This is a genomic window from Rhizobium sp. BR 317 (assembly GCF_047445835.1).
Taxonomy (GTDB): Bacteria; Pseudomonadota; Alphaproteobacteria; order Rhizobiales; family Rhizobiaceae; genus Rhizobium; species Rhizobium paranaense.
The window spans coordinates 1-21,398 of sequence record NZ_JARWLB010000021.1 but is presented as its reverse complement, the minus strand read 5'-3'; the positions used below and the strand labels follow the sequence as shown (position 1 = coordinate 21,398).

At 60.3% G+C, this 21,398-nt stretch carries 20 protein-coding genes; 16 read left to right on the top strand and 4 right to left on the bottom strand.

Annotated elements, in window-relative coordinates; all coding sequences use genetic code 11:
- Positions 1-27: 27 nt before the first annotated feature.
- The 5 genes from QD357_RS25865 (at position 28) to QD357_RS25845 (ending at position 5,645) form a co-directional block, all read left to right on the top strand.
- The gene (locus QD357_RS25865) at positions 28-1,113 is read left to right on the top strand and encodes a sugar ABC transporter substrate-binding protein (protein ID WP_183938237.1); all 1,086 of its coding nucleotides are present in this window, start codon (positions 28-30) and stop codon (positions 1,111-1,113) included.
- A 93-nt stretch (positions 1,114-1,206) separates the two neighbouring features.
- Positions 1,207-2,028: an ATP-binding cassette domain-containing protein gene (locus tag QD357_RS25860; protein WP_414125332.1), complete on the top strand. Its 822-nt coding sequence runs from the start codon at positions 1,207-1,209 to the stop codon at positions 2,026-2,028.
- The gene (locus QD357_RS25855; protein ID WP_183938235.1) at positions 2,025-3,275 is read left to right on the top strand and encodes a sugar ABC transporter permease; all 1,251 of its coding nucleotides are present in this window, start codon (positions 2,025-2,027) and stop codon (positions 3,273-3,275) included. Before QD357_RS25860 ends, QD357_RS25855 begins: the two co-directional genes overlap by 4 nt.
- Before the next feature lie 25 nt (positions 3,276-3,300).
- Positions 3,301-4,029 carry an SDR family oxidoreductase gene (locus tag QD357_RS25850; RefSeq protein WP_414125331.1) on the top strand — a complete coding sequence of 243 codons (729 nt, stop codon included), beginning with the start codon at positions 3,301-3,303 and terminating at the stop codon, positions 4,027-4,029.
- A 2-nt stretch (positions 4,030-4,031) separates the two neighbouring features.
- Positions 4,032-5,645 carry an FGGY-family carbohydrate kinase gene (locus QD357_RS25845; protein ID WP_414125330.1) on the top strand — a complete coding sequence of 538 codons (1,614 nt, stop codon included), beginning with the start codon at positions 4,032-4,034 and terminating at the stop codon, positions 5,643-5,645.
- Between the two features lie 150 nt (positions 5,646-5,795).
- Here the strand turns inward: QD357_RS25845 and QD357_RS25840 are convergent, their stop codons facing one another.
- On the bottom strand, positions 5,796-6,800 hold the full coding sequence (locus tag QD357_RS25840) for a LacI family DNA-binding transcriptional regulator (protein WP_414125329.1): 1,005 nt from the start codon (positions 6,798-6,800) through the stop codon (positions 5,796-5,798).
- 219 nt (positions 6,801-7,019) lie between these two features.
- Between QD357_RS25840 and QD357_RS25835 the strand changes: the two genes are divergently transcribed.
- The 9 genes from QD357_RS25835 to QD357_RS25795 all read left to right on the top strand — a co-directional run bounded on the left by QD357_RS25835 (position 7,020) and on the right by QD357_RS25795 (position 16,240).
- Positions 7,020-8,159, top strand: coding sequence for a sugar ABC transporter substrate-binding protein (locus tag QD357_RS25835; RefSeq protein WP_183938231.1), 1,140 nt, complete (start codon positions 7,020-7,022; stop codon positions 8,157-8,159).
- Between the two features lie 80 nt (positions 8,160-8,239).
- On the top strand, positions 8,240-9,778 hold the full coding sequence (locus QD357_RS25830; protein WP_414125328.1) for a sugar ABC transporter ATP-binding protein: 1,539 nt from the start codon (positions 8,240-8,242) through the stop codon (positions 9,776-9,778).
- Complete coding sequence (locus QD357_RS25825; RefSeq protein WP_183938229.1) at positions 9,775-10,770, top strand: ABC transporter permease; 996 nt, start codon at positions 9,775-9,777, stop codon at positions 10,768-10,770. The genes QD357_RS25830 and QD357_RS25825 overlap by 4 nt, the downstream gene beginning before the upstream one ends.
- Positions 10,767-11,750 carry an ABC transporter permease gene (locus QD357_RS25820; RefSeq protein WP_414125327.1) on the top strand — a complete coding sequence of 328 codons (984 nt, stop codon included), beginning with the start codon at positions 10,767-10,769 and terminating at the stop codon, positions 11,748-11,750. The genes QD357_RS25825 and QD357_RS25820 overlap by 4 nt, the downstream gene beginning before the upstream one ends.
- Before the next feature lie 98 nt (positions 11,751-11,848).
- Positions 11,849-12,625 (top strand): precorrin-6A synthase (deacetylating), encoded by a 777-nt coding sequence (gene cobF / locus QD357_RS25815; RefSeq protein ID WP_414125326.1) that lies wholly within the window; start codon positions 11,849-11,851, stop codon positions 12,623-12,625.
- A gap of 78 nt (positions 12,626-12,703) precedes the next feature.
- Positions 12,704-14,110 carry a precorrin-3B synthase gene (cobG, locus tag QD357_RS25810; protein ID WP_414125325.1) on the top strand — a complete coding sequence of 469 codons (1,407 nt, stop codon included), beginning with the start codon at positions 12,704-12,706 and terminating at the stop codon, positions 14,108-14,110.
- Between the two features lie 2 nt (positions 14,111-14,112).
- Positions 14,113-14,745, top strand: coding sequence for a precorrin-8X methylmutase (locus QD357_RS25805; protein ID WP_183938225.1), 633 nt, complete (start codon positions 14,113-14,115; stop codon positions 14,743-14,745).
- The gene (locus QD357_RS25800; protein WP_183938224.1) at positions 14,742-15,479 is read left to right on the top strand and encodes a precorrin-2 C(20)-methyltransferase; all 738 of its coding nucleotides are present in this window, start codon (positions 14,742-14,744) and stop codon (positions 15,477-15,479) included. The genes QD357_RS25805 and QD357_RS25800 overlap by 4 nt, the downstream gene beginning before the upstream one ends.
- Positions 15,476-16,240 (top strand): precorrin-3B C(17)-methyltransferase, encoded by a 765-nt coding sequence (locus QD357_RS25795; protein WP_414125324.1) that lies wholly within the window; start codon positions 15,476-15,478, stop codon positions 16,238-16,240. The genes QD357_RS25800 and QD357_RS25795 overlap by 4 nt, the downstream gene beginning before the upstream one ends.
- On the opposite strand, the gene QD357_RS25790 is transcribed toward QD357_RS25795, so the two are convergent.
- A complete protein-coding gene (locus QD357_RS25790; RefSeq protein ID WP_414125323.1) occupies positions 16,204-16,974 on the bottom strand; it encodes a cobalt-precorrin-6A reductase in 771 nt (256 codons plus the stop codon). The two genes, QD357_RS25795 and QD357_RS25790, sit on opposite strands and share 37 nt — an antisense overlap.
- On the opposite strand from QD357_RS25790, the gene cbiE reads away from it, so the two are divergent.
- Both cbiE and cobM read left to right on the top strand, forming a co-directional pair.
- A complete protein-coding gene (gene cbiE / locus QD357_RS25785; RefSeq protein ID WP_414125322.1) occupies positions 16,958-18,205 on the top strand; it encodes a precorrin-6y C5,15-methyltransferase (decarboxylating) subunit CbiE in 1,248 nt (415 codons plus the stop codon). The two genes, QD357_RS25790 and cbiE, sit on opposite strands and share 17 nt — an antisense overlap.
- A gap of 16 nt (positions 18,206-18,221) precedes the next feature.
- A complete protein-coding gene (cobM, locus tag QD357_RS25780) occupies positions 18,222-18,980 on the top strand; it encodes a precorrin-4 C(11)-methyltransferase (protein ID WP_183938220.1) in 759 nt (252 codons plus the stop codon).
- Between the two features lie 119 nt (positions 18,981-19,099).
- Here cobM and QD357_RS25775 read toward each other — a convergent pair whose 3' ends face one another.
- Both QD357_RS25775 and QD357_RS25770 read right to left on the bottom strand, forming a co-directional pair.
- The gene (locus QD357_RS25775) at positions 19,100-19,912 is read right to left on the bottom strand and encodes a TIM barrel protein (protein WP_183938219.1); all 813 of its coding nucleotides are present in this window, start codon (positions 19,910-19,912) and stop codon (positions 19,100-19,102) included.
- Positions 19,913-20,178: 266 nt separating this feature from the next.
- A complete protein-coding gene (locus QD357_RS25770) occupies positions 20,179-21,207 on the bottom strand; it encodes a LacI family DNA-binding transcriptional regulator (protein ID WP_183938218.1) in 1,029 nt (342 codons plus the stop codon).
- Between the last annotated feature and the right edge of the window lie 191 nt (positions 21,208-21,398).

The following is a 21,398-nucleotide window of genomic DNA, read 5'->3' as shown; positions in this document are numbered from 1 at the left end:
ACTATCATTTGGAGCGGAGGAATTCCAATGACTCAATTCGCATTGAAACTGGCAGGCGCTGCAACACTCGCTATCGGCCTTCTGAGCGGCACGTCCGCATTTGCGCAGTCCGCGAAAGTGACGGACGCGACGGTTGCTTTCCTGATGCCCGACCAGAGCTCCACGCGCTACGAGGAGCATGACTATCCGGGTTTCCAGGCGGAGATGAAGAAGCTCTGCGCAGGTTGCAAGGTGATCTATCAGAATGCAAACGGTGACGCTTCGCGCCAGCAGCAGCAGTTCAATTCCGCGATTTCCCAGGGCGCGAAGGCAATCGTCCTCGATCCGGTCGATTCCACGGCGGCAGCGTCTCTCGTCAAGATGGCGCAAAGCCAGGGGGTAAAGGTCATTGCCTATGACCGTCCGATCCCATCGGCGGTAGCTGACTACTATGTCTCCTTCAACAACGAGGAAATCGGCAAGATGATCGCCAAATCGCTTGTCGATCATTTGAAGGCGAAGAACGTCAAGACTGGGGATGGCGGCCTTCTGGAAATCAACGGTTCGCCGACCGATGCGGCGGCAGGCCTGATCAAGAAGGGCATCCACGCCGGTCTCGCCGATAGCGGCTATCCAGTACTTGCCGAGTTCGACACGCCGGAATGGGCGCCGCCGAAGGCACAGCAATGGGCAAGCGGCCAGATCACCCGCTTCGGCAAGAAGATCCTGGGCGTTGTCGCCGCCAATGACGGCACCGGCGGCGCGGCCGTTGCAGCCTTCAAGGCCGCCGGCATCGATCCGGTACCGCCCGTCACCGGCAACGATGCGACGATCGCCGGCCTGCAGCTCATCATCGCTGGCGACCAGTACAATACGATCTCCAAGCCGAGCGAGATCGTTGCTGCGGCAGCGGCAAATGTCGCGATCCAGTTGCTGTCGGGCGAAGCGCCGAAGGCTGATACGAAGCTCTTCGATACGCCGACGCAACTCTTCGTGCCGGCGCTCGTTACCTCGGAGAATCTGAAGGCTGAGATCATCGACAAGCAGGTCAACGGCAAGCCGATCCAGACTGCGGACCAGCTCTGCGGCGATCGTTATGCGGAAGGCTGCAAGACGCTCGGCATCACGAAGTGACTATCTCCTCCCGCCAAATTCCCCGGTCGCTTGAGGGCGGCCGGGGAACCGGGAACCCATCCTGCTGCATTCATACAGAAAGGCTCGCGACATATGACTGACGCTCCCGACCAAACAGCCGCGACAGGCGAGTTGGTGCTCAGCCTGCGAGGCGTCTCCAAACATTTCGGTGCCGTATCGGCGCTGACTGATATCGATCTCGACGTGCATGCGGGCGAAGTCGTCGCTCTGGTGGGCGACAACGGTGCCGGCAAGTCGACGCTCGTCAAGATCCTTGCCGGCGTCCACCAGCCGAGTGCCGGCACGATCACCTTTCGTGGTTCTAAGGTGACATTGAGCGACCCGAGCACCGCGCTGCATCTGGGCATAGCCACCGTTTTCCAGGATCTCGCCTTGTGCGAAAATTTGGATGTCGTCGCCAATATCTTCCTCGGGCGGGAACTCAGCCCGCTGAAGCTTGACGAAACCGCGATGGAGGTCCGCGCCTGGACCCTTTTGAACGAGCTTTCGGCGCGTATTCCGAGTGTCCGCATTCCGATCGCATCGCTCTCCGGCGGGCAGCGCCAGACGGTAGCGATCGCGCGATCGCTGCTTCTGGAGCCGAAACTGATCCTGCTCGACGAGCCCACGGCACCCCTTGGCGTCGCCCAGACGGCCGAAGTTCTGAACCTGATCGAACGCGTTCGCGACCGCGGGCTCGGGGTGGTCATGATCAGCCACAACATGGAAGACGTCCGGGCCGTGGCGGATCGCATCGTCGTGTTGCGGCTCGGCCGGAACAACGGAATTTTCTATCCCGATGCATCCAATCAGGAATTGGTCAGTGCCATTACCGGCGCCAGCGAAAATGCGGTTTCGCGCCGCGCCGGGCGCCGTCAGGCGCAACAGCAAATAGGGCAGGAGGGTCAGATATGACCAGCGACATCAAACAGGCGGGAGCGCTCCTCGACCGAAGCGATATTCGCGTCAAGCACGAAGCCGGTCTCGGCGGCACGATCCGTTCGTCGATCGACAAGGTGCGCTCCGGCGATCTCGGCTCACTGCCGGTGGTTGTCGGCCTGATCATCATCTGGACGGTCTTCGGCACTCTCAACCCGACCTTCCTTTCGAGCAACAATCTTGCCAATCTCCTCTTCGATGCATCGACGGTCGGCGTCATCTCGCTCGGAATCGTATGCGTCCTGATGGTGGGCGAGATCGATCTCTCCGTCGGCTCGATCAGCGGCTTTGCCTCCGCCATGGTTGGCATGCTCTGGGTCAACGAGGGCTGGCCGGTGGCCGTTGCCATTATCGCCGCACTCGTCGTCGGCGGATTGATCGGATCGCTCTACGCGTTGCTTTTCAACCGGCTGGGAATGCCGAGCTTCGTTTCGACGCTGGCGGGCCTACTGGCGGTCCTAGGCATGCAGCTTTACCTGCTTGGCGCAACGGGTTCGATCAACCTGCCCTATGGGTCGGCCATCGTGAATTTCGGCCAGCTCATGGTCATCCCGCGTCCGCTCGCCTATGTCTTCTCATTGCTTCCCGGCATCGTGATGCTGGTTTCTGGCTATCGCGCGGCTCTCCGCCGCCGCGAGGCCAATCTTTCCTCCCGGTCGATCGGCGGTCTTGTGGTGCGCGCCATTGCGATCACCGTCGCGCTCGAATTCGTCGCCTTCTATCTCAATCAGGATCGCGGTATTCCATGGATGTTCGCGCTCTTCGTCGCGCTGGCCATCATCATGGACTATGCGCTGACGCGGACCCAGTGGGGCCGGTCGATGGCTGCCGTCGGCGGCAATCGCGAGGCGGCGCGCCGTGCGGGCATCAACGTTCGGCGCATCTATACAAGCGCTTTCGTTCTCTGTGCAATGTTTGCAGCACTCGGCGGCGTGCTCGCGGCGGCGCGTCTCGCATCGGCGAGCCAACAGGCTGGCACGGGCGACGTCAATCTGAACGCGATCGCCGCTGCCGTCATCGGCGGAACGAGCCTCTTCGGCGGCCGCGGCAGCGCATATTCGGCGCTACTCGGCATCATCGTCATCCAGTCGATCGCGAGCGGGCTGACGATGCTCGATCTGTCCTCTGCCCTTCGCTACATGATCACCGGCGCAGTTCTCGCCATTGCCGTCATCGTCGACTCCCTGGCACGCCGATCGCGAGTTTCGCACGGCCGAGCCTGATATAACGACCAAGGTAAGGAATGATATGAGACAGGAACTTTCTGGAAAGGTTGCAGCGATTACCGGGGCCGCCTCGGGGATCGGTCTTGAATGCGCCAAATCACTATTGCAGGAGGGCGTGAGCGTTGCCCTCATCGACAGAGCCGAAGAGTCTCTAAAGAATATATGTTCCGAGCTTGGTCCGGAGGCTTTTCCTCTGGTCATCGACCTCACTGATCCCGCCAGCGTTGCGACGATGATGCCGCAGATACTGGAGAGATTCGGAAAGCTCGATATCTTCCACGCCAATGCCGGTTCTTATATCGGCGGTGAGGTCGTTGACGGGGATCCCGACGCCTGGGACCGGATGCTGAACCTGAACATCAATGCGGCGTTCAGATCGGTTCGGGCGGTATTGCCTCACATGGTGGAGAGGAAGACCGGCGATATCATCGTGACCAGTTCCATCGCCGGCATGGTTCCTGTCGTATGGGAGCCGATCTACACGGCTTCTAAGCATGCGGTGCAAGCCTTCGTCCACACGGTGCGCCGGCAGGTCTCGAAACATGGCATTCGCGTGGGAGCCGTTGCTCCCGGCCCGGTGGTAACAGCTCTGATTAGCGACTGGCCGAAAGCGAAGCTCGACGAAACGATTGCGGCGGGCGGATTGATGGAGGCGACGGAGGTCGCGGAGGCGGTGTTGTTCATGCTGTCCAGACCGCGCAACGTCACCATCCGCGATCTCGTTATCCTGCCGAACAGCACGGACCTCTAAAGATGGCGCGATATTTCATCGGCGTCGACGTCGGTACAGGCAGCGCTCGGGCAGGGGTCTTCACGGAGAATGGCAATCTGCTGGCTTCGGAAAAACGCCCGATCACGATCTGGCATGAGGCCGGCAGCATTGTCGAGCAATCCAGCGAACAGATTTGGAAAGCGGTTTGCGGCAGCGTCAAGGAAGCCATTGTGTCGGCCGGAATCCCGGCCACGGCCGTCGCAGGCATAGGTTTCGACGCGACCTGCTCCCTCGTCGCCATCGAAGCTGATGGTGCTCCGGTGGCAGTCGGTCCGTCCGGTAATCCGGATCGCAACATCATCGTCTGGATGGATCATCGCGCTGCCGGCGAGGCGGCCGAGATCAACAGCGGCGATCACGATGTTCTGCGTTACGTCGGAGGCAGTATCTCGCCGGAAATGGAAACGCCGAAGCTTCTCTGGCTGAAGCGCAATCTGCCGCAATCCTTTGCCGCTGCTGATCACTTCTTCGACCTTGCGGACTATCTGACCTGGCGTGCGACCGGCTCACTGAGCCGGTCGGTCTGCACCGTCACCTGCAAGTGGACCTATCTCGCCCATGAGAAACGCTGGGATGCGGAATATTTCAAGGCCATCGGCCTGGAAGAGCTGGCGGCGGAAGGCTTTTCCAGAATCGGTACGGATATCGTCGAACCCGGCACGGCGCTGGCGAATGGGCTGACCGAGGCCGCAGCCTTGGATCTGGGATTGCCGATCGGAACCGCCGTCGGAGCGGCCCTGATCGATGCCCACGCGGGCGGTGTCGGCACGCTCGGAGGAGATGGCGGATCGAGAGTGCAAAACAGGCTCGCCTACGTCTTCGGCACCTCGGCCTGCTCGATGGCTTCGAGCGAGAATCCCATTTTTGTCGGGGGCGTATGGGGCCCATATTACTCGGCGATGATACCAGGGCTCTGGCTGACGGAGGGCGGCCAGTCGGCTGCCGGAGCCGCCATCGATCATCTGGTTGCGATGCATCCCGCATCTGCCGAAGCGCGTGCGAAGGCGGAGATGGGAGGTCTCTCCCTCGTCGCATGGCTTGACCGTAAGGCCACCGAATTGTGCCCCGACTTGGCGCGTGCCGGTGAGCTTGCAAGGTCGATCCATGTCGTTCCGGAGTTTCTCGGAAACCGGTCACCCCATGCCGATCCAGATGCTCGCGCGGTGATCGCCGGCGTCGGACTTGAGATCGAGATCGCTGACCTGATTTCGCTCTATGTCGCCGGTCTCTGCGGTATTGGCTATGGCCTGAGGCAGCTTTTGGAGACGTTGTCACGAGATGGCATCGAGATCGGTATGATCGTCGCGAGCGGCGGAGCCGCGCAAAGCAACCTCGTCCGACAGCTTTTGGCCGACACGACGAATACCCCGGTCGCGATCGCCAATACCGAGGAGCCCGTATTGCTGGGCGCGGCGATGCTGGGCGCCGTTGCCGCAGGACACCATCATTCGCTGCTGGAAGCGATGAAGGCGATGTCGAGCCTCGCGACAATCTTCTCTCCCGCGGGTGGCGCTACCCAGTTGCTGCATGAGAACCGCTATCGCGCTTTCGAGCTGCTGCAGTCCGCGGACCGGGAAATCCGTCGGTTGCTGTAACGGGTAGATGAGCGCCTGCGTCGCTTGAACTGCATCACGCGGTCATCGATTGGGAGCGCCATATGACGGCGGCGTCGATGATTCCGCGATCGTACATGGCGCAGCCTCCGCAGTGGTGATGCTCGGCGCGCTATTGTGGACGAGGCGAATTCAGCCGCTAGTGCTCTCGCGGGGCAACAGTGCAAATCCGAGGTCCGTTTGCTCCATGTCGGGCTTGGCCCCCGCTTCTAGCGCCGCAAGAACTTTCTCCGCCGCAAGCTTTCCGGTTTCATAGCGTCGCGTCGCGATGGAGGAGAGCGACGGGGAAACGCAGGCTGCAAATTCGAGATCGTGAAACCCGATAATCGATATGTCGTCCGGCACCCGGATGCCACGCTTGCGGCATTCCTGCATCGCGCCAAGGGCCAGGCTGTCATCAGTGCAGAATATGGCCTCGGGAACATTGCCGCATTCATGCGCCATGGCGAAGAGTTCCGATCCCAGCGCAACTGAGCTGTGGCGCGGCTTTGGGGCGATGATTTCCGCGCTTGGTAGGTCTGCATCTCGCATGGCCTTGTGATACCCATCGAAACGCGACTGGGCGCGGTGGTCGAGATTGCCGGTGAGAAACGCGATCCGACGAAAGCCACGCTCGATAAGATGGCGGGTCGCCACGTAGCCGGCATGTTCCTGAGACATGCCGATGTTGAGATTTATCGGGTCGTCGGAAAGTTCGAAGGTTTCGACGACCGGCAGGTTTGCTTGAGTGAGAAGCTGCCTCGAAAGCGCGGTGTGGTGAATACCGGCGATGATGATCGCTTCGACCCTTTGCCCCAGCAGCGCTTTGATGGCGTTTTCCTCTTCGATTTCGGAATAGCGGCTGTTGACGACCAGTACCTGGAAGCCGGCATCGATCAGAACTTCATGCAGGGCAAAAAGGTATTCGGCGAAGATCACGTTGTAGAGGGTCGGCACGATCACCCCGATCGTGTGGGTGCGCGACGAGGCAAGTCTGCTTGCTGCAACATTCGGGACATAACCGAGTTGGTTTACCGCCGCATGGACGCGCAGGCGCAATCCCTCCGACACCGCCCCGGGCTTTCTTAGAACGCGGGATACGGTGATGGGGCTGACGCCAGCCAGGTTTGCAACATCATCCAAGGTTATTCGGCGCATCAAGTATCGTTCACATGTTGTTGAATTCGAGTTCTCCAGAATAAGAATATCTATAAATACTTCATGGATGACAGCGCTAGCAATTAGAATTTGACAGCGCTGTCAACCATGTTACGCTTCGACAAATCCGGAAAGGATGGGATGGAGCCTTTTTCCGGATTCAATCATGCCGATCAAAAATAAAAGGGCGGGTCAATTCGCCCGAGGAGGAGGACTTCTATGCCGAAAGCTATCAAAGTAAGATCCGCTCGGATCGCCGTGTTTTCCATACCGTTCATTGCGTTGCTTAGTGGCGTCGCCTATGCAGAACCAAAGGTCGTCTCCGGCCCCGCGGGCGATCCGAAATGCATGACGCCCTGGGCAGCCGATACGCAGTTTCTGCAATTCCCGAAAAAACAAGGCCCCTACCGGATCGCACTCGCCAACGGCTATATCGCCAATACCTGGCGCATTCAGATGGTGCAGACGGCCAAGGCTTATGCGGCGCAACCCGATGTTGCAGCCAAGCTGAAGGAATTCAAGGTCGTGTCGACGGGCGAAGACGTTCCCGCCCAGATATCGGCAATCAACAATTTCATAGATGCAGGCTACGATGCTATCGTCGTGGATGCGCAGAACCCGACCGCCTTCGGCCCTGTCATCAAACGAGCCAAGCAGGCCGGTGTCATCCTGGTTGCCTTCGACAACATCCTCGATACCAAGGACGCCATCAACGTCAATGTCGACCAAAAGGGTCTCGGTGTCATCTGGGCCGATTGGCTTGTGAAACACATGCCCAATGGCGGCAAGGTTCTCGAGGTGCGAGGGGTTGCCGGCACCTCCGTCGATACCGATCGCCACAACGGCATCAAGGAGACGTTGGATGCGTCCGGCAAGAAGTTCAATGTGACGGAAGTTGTCGGCAAATGGGATGACGGCGTCGCGCAGAAGGCGACAGCCGACGCCATCGCCACCAACGGTCCCTTCGACGGTATCACGGCGCAGGGTGGCGACACCGGCGTCGTGCAGGCAATGATGGATGCCAAGCATCCCTTCGTGGTCTTCGGCGGCGAGACGGAAAACGGCTTCCGCAAGCTTTGCGCTGCACATTCGGCCGACGGCCTGAAATGCGCATCGGCGGGAACCGGACCGGCTCAGGTTGCGGTTGCAATCAAGACAGCGATTGCTGCTCTGGAAGGTCAAGTTATCCCCCAGGCCGTGAAGCTGCCGACCGCTCTCGTCTCTGATCCGGATTTCAAGGAAGGCCAGGATTATTATCCCAAGCAGTCCGATAACTTCTTCGTCGGCAATTCCTTCCCAACCTGCGGGATCAATTTCACGGCTCAGGAGATCATGGGGCAGACAAAGGAAAATCAATAGTTACCTTTGTTTCCGACGCTTGACTGCGGACCATCGTGTCCGCAGCCTCGTTCTTGCGGCACCCGATGGGAGGTTGGGGCGTGAGTTTATCCGAACCGTTTTTCCGGATGGAAGGCATATCCAAGCGCTATGGCGGTGTCGTCGCGCTGAAAGAAGCCAACATCGTCATTCGGCCGGGAGCCATACACGCCGTTCTCGGTGAGAATGGCGCAGGCAAATCGACCCTCATCAAGATCATGGCGGGAGTCGTCGCCGCGGACGAGGGGCGTATGGTGTTCGACGGCAAAGAGGTGTCTTTTTCCACGCCTGCCGCGGCCAACAGCGCAGGCATCGTCTGCGTCTTCCAGGAGTTGTCGCTGGTCCCGGATTTGTCCGTGGCCGACAATGTCGTCATCAGCAATCCGCCATTGCGGTTCGGTATGATTGACCGTCGCAGGCAGCGGCAGATCGCTGAAGAAGCCCTGGCGCGTGCCGGCGCTTCCGATATCCACCCGTCCTCTCTCGTCAAGGATTTGCCGCTCTCTCGCCGCCAGATGGTCGAGATTGCCAAGGCGCTCGCTCGTAAGCCGAGGATCATGATCCTCGACGAAGCAACGTCGGCATTGACCCAACCCGACGTCGAAAAGGTGTTCAGCGTGCTGAAGCGGCTGCGCTCCGAGGGCATGGCGCTCATCTATATTTCGCATCGCATGCATGAGATTGCCCAACTGGCGGATGAGTGCACCGTCTTTCGCAATGGGCGTAGCATTGAATCCTATCCGGCCGGGACGAAGAGCGACCATCAGGTGATCGAGCTGATGATCGGACGCGAATATACGAGCGTCTTTCCACCGAAACACGCAGCCGAGAACGGACTTGCACCGATCCTTTCCTGCCGGGATCTTTCCTGGGGCGATCGGCTCTCCGCCATCAGCTTCGATGTCCGGCCGGGCGAGATCGTTGGCCTCGGCGGACTGGACGGGCAGGGGCAACGGGAGCTGCTGCTGGCGCTGTTCGGTGTGCTGCGCGACGTACGGGGCGATGTGCAGATTGCGGGCCGAAGCGTGACGATGAAAAGTCCGAAACAGGCAAAATCCGGCGAAACGTCGATCGCGCTGATCCCGGAAGACCGCAAGACTGAAGGGCTGATGTTGCCCATGACCGTGCGCGAAAATCTGTCGATTGCAGCACTCGACAGCGTGTCGAGCAGGGGCGTGATCGACCGCGCCGCTGAGGCCAGCAGGATCGACGAACTCCTCAAGCTGCTGGCGATCAAGGCCGCGACCATCGACATGCCGGTCGGAGCGCTTTCCGGTGGAAATCAGCAGAAGGTTGTCATTGCCAAGTGGCTGATGAACCGGCCGAAGATCGTTTTGCTGAACGACCCGACGCGAGGGATCGATGTCGGTACCAAACAGGAGATCTACGTCTTGCTCCGCAAGCTCGCGGAGGCCGGCGTCGCGCTCATCTTCTATTCCACCGACTATGACGAGCTGATCGGCTGCTGCGATCGAGTGCTGGTGATGTACGACGGCAGTATCGTCCGGGTGCTGGAAGGCTCTAATATCAATGAACGCGAATTGATTGGCAGTGCGCTCAACATCGGAGCACACCTGACAGAACAGAAGGTCGGCCAATGAAAGAGATACCACACGGCGAATGGCGCTTCTGGTATGCGCAACACAAGGGGACGCTGTTGGCCGCGGCGCTCTTTGCCGTCATGTTCGTGATTTACGTCTCGAACCATCCGGCGGGATTTACCCCGAATGTCGTACAGACCGCGTCGAACAAGGCGGCATTGCTGGCCTTCGTCGCGATGGCGCAATGTTTTGTGGTCATTACTGCCGGCATCGATCTTTCGGTCGGCATGATCCTCATTCTCTGCAATTGCCTGGCCTCGTGGCTTGTCGTTGGAACGCCGTTTGAGACTGCTTTGGGCGTTGTCGCCGTTCTTTTGACGGGGCTCGCCTGTGGCATGCTGAACGGGCTGATCATCATCTTCGGGCGGCTGCAGCCGATCGTGACCACAATCGCGACAAGCGCAATCTTCTTTGGATTGGCCCTGATATTGCGTCCGACGCCCGGCGGTGCGGTGAACGAGACGCTGGCTGATGCTTTTACCTCCAAGCTTTTTGATGTCTTTCCTGCAAGTCTGGTCGTGCTTGCCGCCGCCCTTTTGATCTTCTGGATCCCGTTCAGCCGGTCGATTTTGGGCCGCGCTGCCTATGCAGCAGGGTCCGCCGAAAACGCCGCCTACATGTCCGGCATGCCGATCAAGCGTGCGAAATTCGCAGCCTATGCACTGGCAGGATTGATGTCCGCCATCGGCGGGCTCTACCTGACCTTCTTTTCCTATACCGGCGAAGCCGCATTCGCGAGCGGCAATGCCTACACGCTTTATTCGATCGCCGCTGTAGTGCTTGGCGGCGTTTCGCTGGCGGGTGGAAAAGGTGGCGCAGTCGGTGCCGTCTTCGGCGCATTGGCTTTCCGGACGATCGGCGATCTACTGTTCGTCTTCGATCTTGACCCTCTGTGGCAACCCCTGTTCCAGGGCGTGGTACTCATGCTGGCGATCAGCATCGGCTGCATGGGTCTGGCCCGGGTTCGCAACCGCCTGGAGTGGTTTCAATGAGCGAGGATGTGTCTCTCATGCAGCGATCCAGCATACCCGCGCGCTTGCGTCGCATCGATCCGGCGGTGGCAATCGCTTTCGGTTGCATCCTGCTGCTGCTTCTCGGCGGCTCCATCTATTCATCGAATTTCCTGTCGCCGGACTATCTGCTGCAGCAATTGAAGGTCGCTTCGTTTCTCGGCGTCATAGCGACCGGCATGATGATGGTCATTCTCATCGGGCAGATCGACCTCTCCGTTCCCTGGGTCGTTGCCGCCGGGGCGATGATGGCTTGCGCGGCAACTGCCTATGGCAGTGTCGGATCTTTTTTTGCCATTCCGTTCGGAATCCTGTGCGGCGCGGTGATCGGTGCGGTCAACGGCCTCGCGGTTGCCTACTTGCGCATCCCGTCGATGATTATCACGCTTGCGACGAACGCGGTCGTGCAGGGTTTGATGGTCGTCTACACCGGCGGGTTCGCGCCCCAGGATGCGGCGTCGCCGGCGATGCGTTTTCTCGCAACCGGCTATGTCATATCCCCAATTCCGAATGGTGTGCTTGTGTGGCTGGTTGTCGGCCTTTTCGCCGTTTTCCTGCTTGTGAGAACCACATTCGGCCGTTCGCTATATGCGATCGGAAACCGGGAGAGAGCGGCCTATATGTCGGGGATCGACACGCGCCGCATCACTTTGCTGGCATTCTTGATGTCCGGCGGGCTCAGCGCCCTGGGCGGTGTGTTGCTGGCCGGCTACGCCTCCAAGGCGTCGCAATCGATGGGGGACGCTTATCTTTTGCCGTCGATTGCGGCGGTGGTCCTCGGGGGTACGCATGTGCTCGGCGGCAAGGGATCGTATCTCGGAACCGTCGCCGGCGTCATCCTGATTACCCTTCTCCAATCCATCCTCTCCGTCATGCAGATCGAAGAAGCCGGACGGCAGCTCATCTATGGCGTCGTCATCATCTGCATGCTGCTGCTCTATGGGCGACAAAAGCTGAGTTAGAAATGCACGTTGTCGCCTATCGCGGCCAACTTGATTGCCACCACACTTGAAATGCCCTTCCGCTTCCGGCAAACAGCCGGAAGAACGAGGGCGAGGAAATGAGACACATCTATCTTGTCGGCATCGGAACGGGCAATCCCGAGCATATGACCGTGCAGGCCATCAATACGCTGAACAATGCGGATGTCATTTTCATTCCCAGCAAAGGTACGGCCAAGGCTGAGCTTGCCGATGTGCGGAGAGACATATGCCAGCGCTATGTTACGAACAAGGCCGTCCGCTTTGTCGACTATGCCGTGCCGGTGCGCCAGACCGCGGATCGCAGTTACGTACAAAGCGTCGATGACTGGCACGCCGAAATTTCGTCGACCTACGAACGGCTATTCCAGGACCATATGGCGGAGCAGGGAAGCGCCGCCTTCCTCGTCTGGGGCGATCCTAGCCTCTATGATAGCACGATCCGTATCATCGAGCGGGTCAAGGCACGGAACCGCGTTGCACTCAGCTATAGCGTCATCCCCGGAATCACTAGCATCCAGGCTTTGACAGCGAGCCACCGGATCCCGCTCAACCTTGTTGGAAAGCCGGTGCAGATCACTACGGGCCGCCGGCTGGCCGAGAGCTTTCCAGGTGTGGTCGAGACGGCCGTCGTCATGCTCGACGGCGAGCAGGCGTTCAGCAAGATCGACGATCCCGATGCCTATATCTACTGGGGTGCCTATCTCGGCACCGAGGATGAGATCACCATCGCCGGTCGGCTTGCCGACGTGTCTGACCGCATCATGGCGACCCGGGCGGAGGCGCGGGCGAGGCATGCTTGGATCATGGATATCTATTTGCTGCGCAAAGGCCAGGATTTCGACGATCAGGCATGAGGTACTCTGCCGCGGCCAAATTGTTTGCCCGCCGATGAGGATTATGTAAAGGACATCTCCTTCGGGAAGGATGGTCGGATGACGGTGACCGAGAGGCAGATGATGGCAGGGCATAATATTCTCTCAGGGGAGAATATCGACGCTATTGCCTGCGTTCCGGACGCACAATCGATGGCACGCGGCGCTTGCCCCTCACTGAGTGCCCCGATGATCACCGGTGACGGACTGCTCGTGCGGCTGCGTCCGAAGACGCCGGGCCTTACGATCGAGCAATTCCGAGCGCTCGCCCAAGCGGCTGAGAGGCATGGCAACGGACTGCTCGAAATCACGGCACGCGGCAATCTTCAGCTACGCGGCATGACCACGGAAAGCATGGCTGGCCTCGCTGCGGATATCGCTCATGCCGGCATCATCCCCGAAACAGGCGTCACGATCGAGACCCCGCCGCTCAGCGGATTGGACCCACTGGAAATCGCCGATGCCCGCAACTTGGCTGCTCTGCTTCGCCAGCAGATCGCCGCGCTCGATCCCCAGCCGGCATTGGCACCCAAGCTGACCATCATCATCGATGCCGGCGGGCGGCTGAACCTCGATGCAATCTCCGCGGATATTCGGTTGAGGGCGGCAAGAGCCGCTGATAATTCGACCATATGGGATCTCGCTGTCAGTGGCACGGCACAAACGGCGAAGGTCATCGCCTCTTTTCCCGTCGAACAATTGGCCATCATCGATCTGCTGAAAGCGCTGGCCCTTCTCGGGCCACGCGCGCGCGGCCGTGATCTCGATGTGGACAGCCTGCGAATGAAATACCGCTCGCTTGACGTTAGCGCACTCGGCATTGCCGAGCAGCATGTTTCGCCGATTGGTATCCATCCTCTCGGCAGCGATCATCTCGCGCTCGGCCTGCACCCATCTTTCGGGCAAATCCAGGCGAAAGACCTTCTTCGTTTCATCGCCATCGCCGAAGCTGCCGGAGCAAGCGAAATCCGCACTGCGCCGGAACATGCGATGTTGGTGCTGGGTCTCGGTGTCCAGGCGGCAGAAGCCGTTCAATTGGCTGCAGCAGATTGCGGTTTTCGAACGCGCGCCGATGATCCGTCGAATCACATGGACGTCTGTGCCGGGGCTGGGGCTTGCGCTTCCGCCTTCTACGCAACGAAATCCGCAGCAGCGGATCTTCTCGACCTGGCTCCCGAGCTGCTCGACGGCTCGCTCACGATCCATCTCTCCGGCTGTCGCAAAGGCTGCGCCCATCCGGCCAATAGTGCCATCACCATCGTCGGTGCGCCAATGGGCTATGGGGTTGTCGTAAATGGGTCCGCATCGAGCGAGCCTGTGGCCTACATCGGAAAAGAAGAGCTAAAATTCGCCCTGGCTGAGATGAACAGGCGGGTGCGGAACAACAAAGTTGCTGGCGAATCGACGAAGGAGTGTCTTACACGGCTCGGCACCGACGCGATCGTGACAGCGCTACGACAGGGGTAGGAATGCCTGATTATGATTATATCCGCGAGGGGAATGCGATCTACGAGCGCTCCTTCGCAATCATCCGCAGCGAGGCCGATCTATCGCGGTTTTCGGATGCCGAGGCTGATGTTGCCGTGCGCATGATTCATGCCTGCGGCCTCGTCGAAGCATCGGAGCATTTCGTGTTCTCTCCCGATTTTGTTGCGGCTGCCCGCACGGCGCTTGTCAACGGCGCGCCGATCTTCTGTGATGCCGAGATGGTCGCCCACGGCGTTACCCGCGCACGCCTGCCGGCGGCCAATGAGGTGATTTGCACGCTGCATGATTCCCGCACAGCGGAACTGGCGAAGACGACCGGCAATACCCGCTCGGCAGCGGCAATGCATCTCTGGAAAGATCGTCTGGCGGGCGCAGTCGTTGCCATCGGCAATGCGCCGACGGCGTTGTTCCATCTCCTCGAAATGCTGCGCGACGGCGCACCGAAGCCTGCCGCCATCATCGGCATGCCCGTCGGGTTCGTAGGCGCCGCCGAATCCAAGGATGCGCTGGCGGAACATTCCTATGGCGTTCCCTATGCCATCGTTCGTGGCCGTCTTGGTGGCAGCGCCATCACCGCCGCCGCGATCAACGCTTTGGCGAGGTCTGGACTATGAGCGCGCATTCCACTGGCCGGCTGATTGGCGTCGGCACCGGGCCCGGCGATCCGGAACTGCTGACCATCAAGGCCGTCAAAGCCCTGGAGAAGGCGGAAGTCGTCGCCTATTTCGCCAAGCAGGGGAAAAATGGCAATGGTCGCGCGGTCGTCGGGGATGTGCTCAGAACCGATGTGACCCTGCTACCGCTCTACTATCCCGTGACGACGGAAATCGACAAGAACGAGGGGGACTACAAGAGCCAGATTACCGATTTCTATGATGCCTCCGCCGAGATGGTTGCCGCCTATCTTAAGGATGGCAAGACGGTCGCCGTTCTCAGCGAAGGCGATCCGCTGTTCTACGGTTCGTATATGCATCTGCATGTGCGGCTTGCCGATCGTTATCCGACGGAAGTCATCCCTGGCGTGACAGCGATGTCCGGCTGCTGGTCATTGGCGGGCCTGCCGATGGTGCAAGGGGACGATGTTCTATCCGTGCTCCCGGGCACCATAGCGGAAGCCGAACTTGCCCGTCGCCTCGGCGATACGCAGGCGGCCGTCATCATGAAGGTCGGCCGCAATTTGCCTAAAATTCGGCGCGCTCTTGAAGCTGCCGGCCGTCTCGAGGAGGCGCTCTATGTCGAGCGCGGCACGATGGCGAACGGCGCGATGACGCCACTCGCGGAGAGAGGAGACGCCGAAGCGCCCTATTTCTCGCTGATCCTTGTTCCCGGTTGGAAAGACAAGCCATGAGCGGTCGTCTCTATGTCATCGGTACCGGCCCCGGAAACCCGGCGCAGATGACCCCGGAAGCGCTGGCGGCAGTGGCCGACGCGACGGAATTTTTCGGCTACGGCCCCTATCTCGATCGCTTGTCGCTGCGGCCGGATCAGATCCGCCAGGCCTCCGACAATCGCGAGGAGCTGGATCGCGCCAAGGCAGCGCTGGAGCGCGCGATCACCGGCGTCAATGTCTGCGTCGTCTCCGGCGGCGATCCCGGCGTTTTTGCGATGGCGGCAGCGGTGTGCGAGGCGATCGACAATGGGCCGAGCGAATGGCGGGATGTCGATCTTGTCGTCGCGCCGGGCATCACCGCCATGCTTGCCGTCGCAGCTCGCATCGGCGCCCCCCTGGGGCACGATTTCTGCGCCGTCTCGCTGTCGGACAATCTAAAGCCCTGGGATATCATAGAAAATAGGCTGCGTTTGGTGGCGGAAGCAGGGCTTGTGATCGCCCTCTATAATCCCATCAGCAAGGCTCGTCCCTGGCAGCTCGGCAAGGCTTTCGAAATCCTGCGCGACGTTCTTCCCGCCGAGGTTCCCGTTATTTTCGGTCGTGCGGCGGGCCGCCCGGATGAGCGCATGACAGTTGCAAGGCTCGCGGATGCCGACGCGTCGAGCGCCGATATGGCGACGTGTGTCATCATCGGTTCGGCCGAGACGCGCGTCATTGCTCGAGAAACAAAACCCGATCTGGTCTATACGCCACGCTTCATCAAGGACGCGGCAAGATGATCGATGCGACGCTGCGCATCCTCGATAGTCTCGACTGCCGGCATATCGGCGGCGGGTGCGCGCTCGATCATGATCACTTCGATGCCGAGCTGTCGCGCCGCCTCGATTTTCGCGTAGGTCGCACTGCCGCCGCTGTTCTTCGTCACGATCACGTCGATCCGATATTGCCGCAACATGGCGAGCTCGTCTTCCAGCCGGAACGGACCTTTGGCATGGATGTAGGTAACGTTGGGCACCGTCAGCGGCGGCTCGACCGGGTCGACGCTGCGTACCCAATAGTGATGAATGGGCGCCGCATTGGCCTGATGCGCCTCTTGTCTGCCGATCGCCAGAAAAACGTGGCGAGGCGAGGGGCCGAGCGCCGCAATGGCCTTGGAAACACTTTGCACCGAGTGCCAATGATCGCCCTCAGCAGGCAGCCAGGCGTGCCGGCGAAGTGCGAAGGCAGGGATATTGCTCAAGGCAGCGGCTTCCGCGGCATTGGCGGAAATGCGGGCGGCGAAGGGATGGGTTGCGTCGATCAACAGATCGATCGCTTCGTCCGTCAAGTAGCGTGCAAGGCCCTCTGCGCCGCCGAATCCACCGTTACGCATGGGAACCGGCTGCGGAGCCGGATCGACGGTTCTGCCCGCCAGCGACAGCACGACGTCGAGATCGGCGCGCGACGCCAACGCCTCCGCCAATTGACGGGATTCCGTCGTACCACCCAAGATCAGAATGCGGGTCTTGCCCATGTCTGAGATGCCTTCCCCTCAACGCTGGCTCACTCTTATCGGCATCGGCGAAGACGGTCCAGCGGGGCTTGGCGACGATGCCAAACGGTTAATTGCTGCCGCGCCCGTCGTCTTCGGCGGCACGCGACATATCGAACTGATGCAGGCTCTGATCAAGGGCGAAGCGCATAGCTGGCTGAGCCCCTTCGAAAAATCCATCGAAGCCGTACTGGCTCGGCGTGGAATGCCGACCGTTGTTCTGGCCTCCGGCGATCCCTTCTACTATGGGGTCGGTGCGACGCTCTCGCGGCATGTTCCTGCATCCGAGATGACCGTTATTCCCGCCCCCTCTTCTTTCAGCCTTGCCGCATCGCGCCTCGGCTGGCCGCTGCAGGACGTGACCGTTCTTTCCCTGCATGGCCGGCCGCTGGACCTTGTCCGCCCGCATCTTCATCCCGGCCGGAAAATTTTGGCCCTGACTTCGGATGCCCAAGGTCCCGCCGATCTGGCGCGCCTGTTGCAGGAGGCTGGGTTCGGTCAATCAACGCTCACTGTTCTCGAAGCGCTGGGCGGACCACATGAACGAGTTTCGACGCAGCGGGCAGCCGATTTCAGGCTCTCCGGCATCAATGATCTGAATGTTTGCGGCATCGAAGTCGCCGTGGCGACGGACGCACGCATCCTGGCGCGCAGCGCCGGCCTGGACGACAGCCTGTTCGAGCATGACGGTCAGATCACAAAGCGGGAAATCAGGGCCATGACCCTGTCGGCGCTGGCGCCACGTCATGGTGAATTGCTGTGGGATATCGGCGCCGGCTCCGGCTCCGTCGGCGTGGAATGGATGCTGGCCCACCCTTCGATGCGGGCCATCGCGATTGAATCTTCAGGCGAGCGCGCTGCTCGTATCCGCCGCAATGCGGCAAATTTCGGTGTTCCAGGGCTGACCATCGTCGAAGGACAGGCGCCGCACGCTCTTGCCGGTCTGCCGGCACCGGACGCGATCTTCATCGGCGGCGGCGGCAGTGATGGGGGCGTCATGGACGCGGCCATTGCCGGGCTGAAGGCAGGCGGGCGGCTGGTCGCCAATGCGGTGACGATCGAGATGGAAGCGATGCTGCTCGCCGAACATGCCCGCCGTGGCGGGTCGCTGATTCGGATCGATATTGCCCGCGCAGCACCCATCGGCACCATGACCGGCTGGCGGCCGGCGATGCCGGTGACGCAATGGTCCTGGGTCAAACCATCAGAATGAGAAACGAGGTATCGGAATGACGGTGCATTTCATCGGAGCGGGGCCGGGGGCTGCGGACTTGATCACCGTGCGTGGCAGAGATTTGATCGGCAAATGCCCGGTCTGCCTCTATGCCGGCTCGATCGTCTCGCCGGAACTCCTGCAATATTGCCCGCCTGGCGCCCGTATCGTCGATACCGCGCCGATGTCGCTGGACGAGATCGAGGCCGAATATCTAAAGGCCGCAGCATCCGGCGAGGATGTCGCCCGCTTGCATTCCGGTGATCTCTCCGTTTGGAGCGCCGTCGCCGAGCAGATCCGCCGCCTGGAAAAGCACGGCATCGCCTATACGCTGACCCCCGGCGTTCCGTCCTTTGCGGCGGCAGCGTCCGCCCTCGGGCGTGAGCTGACCATTCCTGCCGTGGCGCAAAGCCTTGTGCTTACCCGCGTATCCGGCCGAGCCTCGCCGATGCCGAACAATGAAAGCCTGGAAAAATTCGGCGCTACGGGTGCGACGCTCGCCATCCATCTGGCGATCCATGCGCTCGGGCAAGTGGTCGAGGAATTGACCCCGCTTTATGGTGCAGATTGCCCGGTCGCTATCGTCGTCAAAGCTTCCTGGCCGGATGAGCGCATTCTCCAGGCTACCCTCGGCACGATCGAGGCAAAGGTGGCGGCCGAACCGATCGAGCGCACGGCGCTGATCTTCGTAGGCCCGTCGCTTGCCGCCAGCGATTTCCGCGAAAGCTCGCTCTACGATCCCGCCTATCAGCGCCGCTTCAGGGGCAGGGAATAGAAGCGGCCTGCGCTTCGGAAATTTGCATATTATTCCGTCAGAGCATGGCTGGCATAGCCATCAGCCGCGCTTGCGCGATTGACCAACGAGACCCCGTGGCCCCGTTGGTCAATCGGTCATTAAACGTGCGCGGCCAGATATGCCATGCTTTCCTTCAATGCCTCAACCGGCTCCTTCAGCGCATGCACTTCCGGCGCAAAGGGTTCGAAGGAGAAGGGGCCGGCATAACCGGCTGACACCAGCGCCCGCATCTGTCCGACATTGTCGAGACGGTCGCCGGCATCGACCAGAACGCGATGCGGATCGCGCATATCGGAAACCGACACTGCGGCATCGCTGACACCGGAGATGTGGACCAAGCCGGTGAGATCCGGGAAAGTAGCTGCCTCGCCAGCGAGATGATGATGGAAGGTGTCGTGAACCAGACGGAAGGTCGATTGCGCGCCGAGGTTTTCGATCGCAGCAGCAGCTTCGGTCTTTGAGCGCAACGAGCAGATCTCGAAGCCAAGCGGTTCCACCAGGCCAATGATCCCGGCGGCATCCAGCATCGGCTTCAGCGCCGTCAATGCCGTTACGAGGTTCTGCTTGCGCACCTCAGGCTCGCGGCCGCTGCCGTCATTGACGGGGACGAGGACCAGCGCTTTTGCACCGCAATCCCGCGCATAACCGATGAGTTCTGCCGCCTCCTTGGCGCGCGCCTCGTTCCACTCGTTGAAACGCTGCAGCGCGTTGATCGAAATGATCGTCAGCCCGTAACGTGCCGCAAGCTCCTTGACCGCTGCCGCCGGCGTGCCGTCCAGGATCGCATTGCTGGCCAAATCATTGCGGATTTCGACGCTGTCGATGCCGAGGCTTTTAGCCGCGGCGAAGAACGATTCCACGCTCAGGGCCGGGGTGGACATATGATTGAGCGCGAAACGAATGGAACTCATGGCAGGCATTCCTCCTCTTGGCGGCCGGCCTGACGGGATGTCGACCGGCCGTGCATATGTGCGAATGACTAGCGAGAATCATGCAGTTGATCCACAGGCAAGCGCCGGCTTCTCCCATCATCCATGATAGAAATATCCCGCCCGATGATGTGATTTCATCACGCTAAAGCTCGTCGCGATCTTTCAGATTCGCTCCCACGCTTTAGAGCTCCTTGTTTTTGCATGTCGTTTTCGCAAAACCGCCGCACACTTTTGCGCGACATGCATTAAATGTTCTCCGAGACAAAAATGTCGAAGGGCAGAAAGGATTGTCCTGGGATTGCGGCTTCGCCGCGCTCGATGGCGCCGATCATCAGATTGAACAGCTCCTTGCAGAGCGAGGAGAGAGGGGTGCCTATAACCATCGTGACGACATCGTCGGCGAGTGCTGCCTTCGATTCCGGTGTCAATTCGTTGACGACGACGATGAGCTTGCCGGCAAGCCCTTCCTCGCGAATGGCGGAAATCGCGCCTTCCATGCCGCCGCCGCAGACATAAAAGCCGATGAGATCGGGATGTTTCTGCAGCAGGGTGAGCGTCGCCTCATGGGTGATTTCGGCAGTGTCCAGATTGATCAGCGTATCCAGCACCTCGAAATCGGAAGCGTTTTCGCGAAAATAGGAGCGAAAGCCGATTTCGCGCAGTTCGTGGCCATGAAAGCGGTGGCTTCCGACGAAGCAGGCGACCTTGCCGCGACGATGGGCAGACCTGGCGATCGTCCAGGCAGCGGTGCGCCCGACCTTGCGATTGTCGACGCCGACATAGGTTTCGCGCACACCTGTCGCGAAGTCGGATAATAGCGAAAAGACCGGTATGCCTTTTTCCTTCAGTTCTTCCACCGCCGTCGTCACCGCGGGATAATCGGGGGCGACGAGGGCGATCGCCTGGTTCCGCGTCGCCATGGCTTTCAGCTTCTCGACAATTGCCGTCGGTGTCGACGCGGCGACGAAATCAATCTGTGCATGGACGCGCGCGATGGCGACCGTCTGTGCAGCCGTGCCAATCTCCTTGGCAAACGACTGGTAGAAGGGTTGGAACGGTTTCTGCAGCAGGAACCCCAATCGATATTGCGGCAGATCCTCAAAGACACGCTGCCGCAGCAAGCCGACCGCATGGTACCCGATCGATTGCGCTGCCTCATAGACACGCTTGGCCGTTTCCTCCCGTACGCGATGGCGTCCGTTCAGTACGCGGTCAATGGTTGCGACACTGACGCCGGATGCTTTTGCGAGATCGGAAATAGTTGGTCGGCGCATGGTGGGGTCCTGAGGTATTCCATCATGAATGAGATGGCGTGGTGATGGAATATGATAGATTCCATCATCGCCGCATTGAGGCAAGCGAAAACTCGACCTATCCTCTTCGTCATCAGAGGCGGTGCGGCGTTTGCGCATCGCGGGGAGGCAGGAAGCAGCCATGAGCGAGAGCATCAAGCGCGATTACAGCC

Excerpts from the sequence above, each read along its gene's own strand:
- QD357_RS25790 (WP_414125323.1), bottom strand. The coding sequence starts at position 16,974 with ATGGGCAAGACCCGCATTCTGATCTTGGGTGGTACGACGGAATCCCGT.
- QD357_RS25825 (WP_183938229.1), top strand. The coding sequence starts at position 9,775 with ATGAAAGAGATACCACACGGCGAATGGCGCTTCTGGTATGCGCAACAC.
- cbiE (WP_414125322.1), top strand. The coding sequence starts at position 16,958 with ATGCGGGTCTTGCCCATGTCTGAGATGCCTTCCCCTCAACGCTGGCTC.
- QD357_RS25770 (WP_183938218.1), bottom strand. The coding sequence starts at position 21,207 with ATGCGCCGACCAACTATTTCCGATCTCGCAAAAGCATCCGGCGTCAGT.
- QD357_RS25850 (WP_414125331.1), top strand. The coding sequence starts at position 3,301 with ATGAGACAGGAACTTTCTGGAAAGGTTGCAGCGATTACCGGGGCCGCC.
- QD357_RS25845 (WP_414125330.1), top strand. The coding sequence starts at position 4,032 with ATGGCGCGATATTTCATCGGCGTCGACGTCGGTACAGGCAGCGCTCGG.
- QD357_RS25855 (WP_183938235.1), top strand. The coding sequence starts at position 2,025 with ATGACCAGCGACATCAAACAGGCGGGAGCGCTCCTCGACCGAAGCGAT.
- QD357_RS25840 (WP_414125329.1), bottom strand. The coding sequence starts at position 6,800 with ATGCGCCGAATAACCTTGGATGATGTTGCAAACCTGGCTGGCGTCAGC.
- QD357_RS25860 (WP_414125332.1), top strand. The coding sequence starts at position 1,207 with ATGACTGACGCTCCCGACCAAACAGCCGCGACAGGCGAGTTGGTGCTC.
- cobM (WP_183938220.1), top strand. The coding sequence starts at position 18,222 with ATGACGGTGCATTTCATCGGAGCGGGGCCGGGGGCTGCGGACTTGATC.
- QD357_RS25795 (WP_414125324.1), top strand. The coding sequence starts at position 15,476 with ATGAGCGGTCGTCTCTATGTCATCGGTACCGGCCCCGGAAACCCGGCG.
- QD357_RS25865 (WP_183938237.1), top strand. The coding sequence starts at position 28 with ATGACTCAATTCGCATTGAAACTGGCAGGCGCTGCAACACTCGCTATC.
- cobG (WP_414125325.1), top strand. The coding sequence starts at position 12,704 with ATGACGGTGACCGAGAGGCAGATGATGGCAGGGCATAATATTCTCTCA.
- QD357_RS25835 (WP_183938231.1), top strand. The coding sequence starts at position 7,020 with ATGCCGAAAGCTATCAAAGTAAGATCCGCTCGGATCGCCGTGTTTTCC.
- cobF (WP_414125326.1), top strand. The coding sequence starts at position 11,849 with ATGAGACACATCTATCTTGTCGGCATCGGAACGGGCAATCCCGAGCAT.
- QD357_RS25820 (WP_414125327.1), top strand. The coding sequence starts at position 10,767 with ATGAGCGAGGATGTGTCTCTCATGCAGCGATCCAGCATACCCGCGCGC.
- QD357_RS25775 (WP_183938219.1), bottom strand. The coding sequence starts at position 19,912 with ATGAGTTCCATTCGTTTCGCGCTCAATCATATGTCCACCCCGGCCCTG.
- QD357_RS25805 (WP_183938225.1), top strand. The coding sequence starts at position 14,113 with ATGCCTGATTATGATTATATCCGCGAGGGGAATGCGATCTACGAGCGC.
- QD357_RS25800 (WP_183938224.1), top strand. The coding sequence starts at position 14,742 with ATGAGCGCGCATTCCACTGGCCGGCTGATTGGCGTCGGCACCGGGCCC.